The following is a 6,067-nucleotide window of genomic DNA, read 5'->3' on the forward strand; positions in this document are numbered from 1 at the left end:
ATAGTAGACAAAACGCCACTCCCAACAGAGGAAGTGACGTTTTTCATTTATCATATCCTTTTCGGCCAAAAACTCCATTTGCCAAGCAAAATCAGTATAGCAGGAATGAGCAATGGCCGGACGATGAATGTGTCGATCAAGATGCCTAATGCCATGATGAAACCGAATAGCTTCAATTCATAAATCGGCATCGTCGCAAGCACGAGGAATGTCGCCGCTAATATTAATCCTGCCGAACTAATGACTCCGCCGGTCCGCTCTACTCCTCTTCGCACCGCATCGTCAAAAGGCAGTTCTCTCATCTCTTCCCGGATCCTTGCAATCAGCATGATGGAATAATCGACGCCAAGTGCAACAAGGAAGACAAATGCGTAAAGCGGAATTCGATAGCTAAGCCCTTCCAAGTCTAAGAAAACTTCGAATAAGAAGTAGGCCAAGCCCACTGTAGCCCCAAACGATAGCAATATGCTCCCAATCATGTAAACCGGTGCAATGATAGACCTCGTTTGTAAGCCTAGCATTATCGTTATCAAAACGGTCATTAAAATCATAACAATCCACGTATCCCGATCATTGATATCCCGTACATCGGCATTGACCGCCGTCTCACCGGAAATATACATAGATGTGTCGGATTGGTTCGCATCCTTTAAGATCCTTTCGCTGTCTTCCCGGAGCTTTAAGACCGCATCGAACGCTTCCTCATCATAAGGATTACCTGCAAATGTGACGGTGAATTTTGCCGCTTTCCCATCTTCGCTCATAGGATTGCCTTGCGTTGTGACACTGGCGATGGCAGGATCCTCTTCAATTCGTTCAATCACCGCCTGCAGCCCTTCCATGCCCAATTCGTTTTCAGATACGAATAGCAACGTCCCCGGAGCCAAGCTTCCTTCTGAAAAGTCCTTTCCTAACCGCTCATACCCAACCCTGGATGAAAGATCTTCCGGAAAAGACGCAATTAAATCGTATGACTCTTTCATGTTTGTCATATTCCAAGCGCCAAGCCCTAGTAATACTAGAATAGGAACCATGAATAGGAACGGCTTTTTTGTAACGACAGCCGCCACTTTCCCCCAAACCGTTTTCTTCTCTACTGTCTTATCCCCGTATTTCGGGATGACTGGCCAGAATGCCTTCCTGCCGATTACCGCAAACAACGCCGGCAATAATGTCAATCCTGCTATAAGCATCGCGCCTGCCGCAATGGCGAATACCGGTGCAAAATTACGGTACGGCTCATACAAGGCTAGGAACAATGTCGCCACGCCCAACACAATCGTGCTGCCACTGAAGAAAATCGGCTCCTTGACATGGCGCATCGTTTCCTGCATCGCAACATTTGCATCCTCATGCAACTTCAATTCTTCCCGATAGCGTGAGAAGATGAGCAAAGAATAATCCGTAACGACAGCAAATAAAAGAATCGTCATAATTGACAGCGCTTGGCTGTCCACACCGAACCAGCCCTGTGCAGTCGTAAAACCGACCACTCGATCGACTACTGCGTAAACGATTCCTGCACCAACTAAAGGGATCAACGTCAATAGAGGCGACCGGTAGATGACTAACAACAAGACCAAAATCAGACCTACTGTAGATAGCAACAGGACAATATCTGCTTGGCTGAATAGCTCAACTGCATCCGAGGCGATTCCAGCCGGCCCTGTCCAGGACAGTTCAATACCTTCCGCTACTTGATCGCCGACAGATTCCTTAATGGATTGAACTAACTTGTGCAAATCCTTTCCTTCAAGGTTTTGCGGTAATGATAGCGGAATGAAAAATGTTTTTTCATTTTCCGATAGGAATGACGCGCGTTGCTCAGGCTGCAGTTTGGATAATGGAATGACATCCACTTCGTCAAACGCTTTATCCTCTTTCAATGCTTCAATAGCTTCCGCAAAGTTGACGACCTCTTCATCCGATAACCCGCTATCCTTATGGAAGACTGCAAATAGCGGGATGCCGCCGTCATTCGGAAAATACTTTTCCAGCTCATGCGCTGCCACGATGGACGGTGCATCTGTAGGCAAGCCGGAGTCCTTATTGGCAATGACATTCTCCTTGCTGCCCGGTGCAAACGCGGATAGCATAATTGTCATCAGGAGCCAAATCCCTATGGAGGTCCACCAAAGACGTCTGCCTTTTAATTTTCCTTCTAGCACTATCGTCTTCCTTCTTTCTCAATTAAGAATGTCACCAAAACAAATAGCACGAAGCTGATGAGCAGGACGCTTCCACCAACAATATAGAAGATGAGCGAGAATGTTTCATTCACACCGAACGGGTTCATAAATTGTAACCACATACCTGCCGTCAGACCGATGGATCCGATGATTGCGGTCCAACCGTGTGCGGCAACCATCTTTTTCGCGCGGACTTTAAAAACTTTGTAGAAGACGCCCCAAGCGAAGACCGATAACCAACCAACGACTAGGATGTGCGCATGGATTGGACGGAAGGCATATGATCCAGCCCCCGCCATATGGGAGCCTAAAAATGCCCCAATTACCCCAAAGATCGCTGAAATCCTAATAAGTCGTAAACTCCATTTTTCTTGCATGTCATTTCCTCCTATTTCGTTTATGTTATATTCCTATCATAGGAGGTCAACATGAACGGAACATGAACAGGACATTACAATTTTGGAAGTGTGACCGTAAATGTTGTGCCGACCTCTTCCTCACTTTCAACTTTAACGCTGCCTCCGTGGAGCTTCACGACTTGATGGACAATGGAGAGTCCGAGCCCTGTCCCCTCGACTTGCTGCGTCCTGGAATGGTCTACCCGGTAAAACCGGTCAAACAGCCTTCTCAAATGTTCCTCTGCAATCCCGGCGCCATTGTCCCGGAAGATAACTTTCAATTCATCCGCACTTTCTGTCAGGCGAACCTCTATCTCGCCGCCCATCCGCGTATATTTCAACGCATTGGAGAGTAGGTTCTCCCATACTTTTTCAAGGAAAGCGGGATCTCCTACCATCTCCACTTCATCCACCTCCATGACGAGTGACATCTGTTTCTCTTCCAGAAGCCATCTTTGTTTTCGGATGACTTCTTTTAATTGCTCATCCAGACGGAATTTCATTTGCTTCAACGGTGACTCCAATTGGTCGAGTGACGTCAACAGCAATAACTGCTTCGTCAATGAAGAGAGCCGCTCCGTCTCGGATTGGATGACTCTCGCATAGTTTTTCCGCTCCCGTTCAGGCAGTCCGCTGTCCATCAGCAAATTGGCATATCCTTTAATATTGAGCAGAGGAGATTGGAAATCATGTGACACGTCACTGATGAATTCCTTGCGCACCCGGTCATTTTCACTAAGCTTCTCCGTCATCCGCTGAAAACTTTGCGCCAGTTGGCCGATCTCATCACGACGGTTAATATCAAGTGAGCCCGTGAACTTTTCATCGCCGACCTTTTTTGCAGCCGTGGTCAGCTTTGTAATCGGTTCAATCAATTTCTTCGCTACAATCAACATCGACAGCAGACTGACAATCGCCATGACGACGACCATGCCGCCCAATAGGTAATGAACTTCCGTAAACAACAGTTTAATATCAGGCCTCATGAACAGGGCATATGTTTCCCCATTGTATGTAAACGGAACGCCTACCGTGTTCGCAAGTTCATCGGAGAAAAAACCGGTCATGAACGTCTCCGTCTTCAAATCCCGCATTCCGTGATACGGGCGGCCATCCAGTACTTGATCCACAGAAGCGGTCCTCAAGTTCTCCACCCGGAATGGCGCTCCATACTTAGTTGCTTTCAGATCCTCGTTCACGACGAACAATTTATAACCGGTTGCGGCCTGCGTCTTGAAATACTTTTCCAAATCGGCAGGTTCCTCCGTTTCAATGTAGTCGGCCATCGTAAGTGCGATACTCATGTTTTTTGCGTCATTCTGCCCTTTCAATTGCTGATGATAATATGTATTCACTACAAGAAATGCGATGACGGTACTTGTCAGCATAATGCCCGTTGTGAAGGAGAGGAACTTTCCATAAAGCGATCTCATGTATCGGACACCTCGAGCTTGTAACCGACTCCACGTACCGTCGTTATGTGAATGCCCTCCGGAAGCCCCTCAAGCTTGTCGCGCAGCCGTTTGATATGAACGTTCAGCGTCTGTTCATCCCCTTCATAATCGAAGCCCCACACGCGTTCGATAAGGAAATCACGTTCAAACACCTGATTCGGCTTGGAGGCAAGAACGGATAGCAGCTCAAACTCCTTCAGTGGCAGCAACAGTATCTTTTTCCCGACCGACACTTCATAGCTTTGCCTGTTGATCTTAAGCGGACCTGTTTGTATGAGCACATCGACTGCCTTGTCATATCTCCGTAAGATGGCATTGATTCTGAACAAAAGCTCCTTAGGCTCAAACGGTTTGACGACATAATCGTCGGATCCAGCCAAAAACCCCTTCTCTTTATCCTCCAGCGCACCCTTAGCCGTTAGCAATAATACCGGGATACCCGCTTCCGCCCGCAGTCTCTTCGTTAAATCAAACCCATCCATCCCGGGCATCATTACATCGACAACCGCCAAGTCGGGAAGCTGTTCCTTCAATATCCCAAGTGCCTGCTCCCCATCAGCCGCCTTGATCACTTCATACCCCGCCTGGGATAGATGGATATTCACCAACTCCAATATATTCGGATCGTCATCCACCACGAGTATTTTCATATTTATCTACCCTTCCCTTTCAAAAATGCTCGCAACTCTGCATTGAGCAGCCCTGAAACCATCAGAATGACTGCCGTCAAATAAAACCATAGGACGAGCAGAATTATTCCGGACAACTGTCCATAGAGCCTCGTATAATCGACATTTGCCACATAGCTTCCGAAGAAGAGTGAGAACAGCTGCCAGCCGATTGCTGAGAAAATCGCACCCGGCAACACTTCCTTCACTCTCATTCTACCTGTGGGAACTACTTTGTAAAACAATAGGAAAAACAGGAACAAGAACAGCGTGCCAATGCCCCACTTCACCATCGGCCACACAGTTTGCCATCCGCGCCATTGCTCTACCGTATCGTAATATGTCACCACTTCATGCAATGCCCTTTCAATTAGCGGAAGAAACAGTGACAAGGATAGGATAAGCATGAATAATAGCGTCACACCCAAATCCCTGATCAACACTTTCCAAAAAGGATATTTCCTGACATACCCATACGCCTGATCCAACGAGCGCGCCAACGATTGCACAGCAACCGATGACAGCCAAAAAGCGACCGCCAAGCTCGTGTACAAAACATTGCCCTGCACTTTGAAAATAATCGCCCTCACATTCTGCTCAATGATTACATACGCCTCACTCGGCGCAAATGGCCGAAGAAATGCTAAAAACATCTCCTCATCTACCGGCAAATAACTAAGCAAGGAAAACAGGAATATGAGAAAAGGAAACATCGATAATAATAAATAATATGCCGTCTGCGCGGCCTGATCGAAAAAACGCTCTTTGAAAAATCTCATCGCCACATTGCGTACAATCACCTTCTCCCACCTCCTCCTTTCAATATACCCTATTCTTCCAGAAGAAATTGAATGCGTGGAGGAGAATTTTTGATGGTAGAGCAGGGGGAGATTGTTTTGGGCGCGCGGGGGATCGCTTTGGACGTGGAATTGCATTCTTTGGGCGCGCGGGGGCTTGTTTTGGGAGCGGAACGACTATTTTGAGCGCGCAGCGGCATTCTTTGAGCGCGGAACGACTATCTTGAGCGCGCAGCGGCATTCTTTGAGCGCGGAACGGCTATCTTGAGCGCGCAGCGGCATTCTTTGAGCGCGGAACGACTACCTTGAGCGCGCAGCGGCATTCTTTGGATTGAGTCCATATAATTGTGTAAATAGGAAAAGGCCTTTTCCATCCCCTGTGATAAAATGTTTTCAACCACGATAAACATTTGGAGGAATGGAAAATGGCCCACCTTAATTTTAACCTAGATATGGATATTTTAAAAGACTCTGTGATGAATTCAAACATTGACGCTGTCGTCAAATCCACAATCGTTCTGGTGTTGAATGAATATATGGAAATGGAACGGGACGAGTACC

Annotated in this window: 5 protein-coding genes and 1 pseudogene; 1 reads left to right on the forward strand and 5 read right to left on the reverse strand. The window is 47.2% G+C overall.

What is annotated here, in order from left to right:
* Window positions 1–50: 50 nt before the first annotated feature.
* The 5 genes from M3191_RS17405 to M3191_RS17425 all read right to left on the reverse strand — a co-directional run bounded on the left by M3191_RS17405 (window position 51) and on the right by M3191_RS17425 (window position 5,509).
* The gene (locus M3191_RS17405) at window positions 51–2,168 is read right to left on the reverse strand and encodes an MMPL family transporter (RefSeq protein ID WP_251701607.1); all 2,118 of its coding nucleotides are present in this window, start codon (window positions 2,166–2,168) and stop codon (window positions 51–53) included.
* Window positions 2,168–2,566: a hypothetical protein gene (locus M3191_RS17410; protein ID WP_251701608.1), complete on the reverse strand. Its 399-nt coding sequence runs from the start codon at window positions 2,564–2,566 to the stop codon at window positions 2,168–2,170. The genes M3191_RS17405 and M3191_RS17410 overlap by 1 nt, the downstream gene beginning before the upstream one ends.
* A gap of 74 nt (window positions 2,567–2,640) precedes the next feature.
* Complete coding sequence (locus M3191_RS17415; protein ID WP_251701609.1) at window positions 2,641–4,020, reverse strand: sensor histidine kinase; 1,380 nt, start codon at window positions 4,018–4,020, stop codon at window positions 2,641–2,643.
* Window positions 4,017–4,691, reverse strand: a complete 675-nt coding sequence (locus M3191_RS17420; RefSeq protein ID WP_285853437.1) for a response regulator transcription factor — start codon at window positions 4,689–4,691, stop codon at window positions 4,017–4,019. The genes M3191_RS17415 and M3191_RS17420 overlap by 4 nt, the downstream gene beginning before the upstream one ends.
* 2 nt (window positions 4,692–4,693) lie before the next feature.
* Window positions 4,694–5,509: a YihY/virulence factor BrkB family protein gene (locus tag M3191_RS17425; protein WP_353056542.1), complete on the reverse strand. Its 816-nt coding sequence runs from the start codon at window positions 5,507–5,509 to the stop codon at window positions 4,694–4,696.
* Window positions 5,510–5,931: 422 nt separating this feature from the next.
* On the opposite strand from M3191_RS17425, the pseudogene M3191_RS18795 reads away from it, so the two are divergent.
* Window positions 5,932–6,067, forward strand: a pseudogene (locus tag M3191_RS18795) (IS256 family transposase); the annotation flags it as partial.

The sequence above is a fragment of the Sporosarcina luteola genome (genome assembly GCF_023715535.1).
GTDB classification, from domain to species: domain Bacteria; phylum Bacillota; class Bacilli; order Bacillales_A; family Planococcaceae; genus Sporosarcina; species Sporosarcina luteola_B.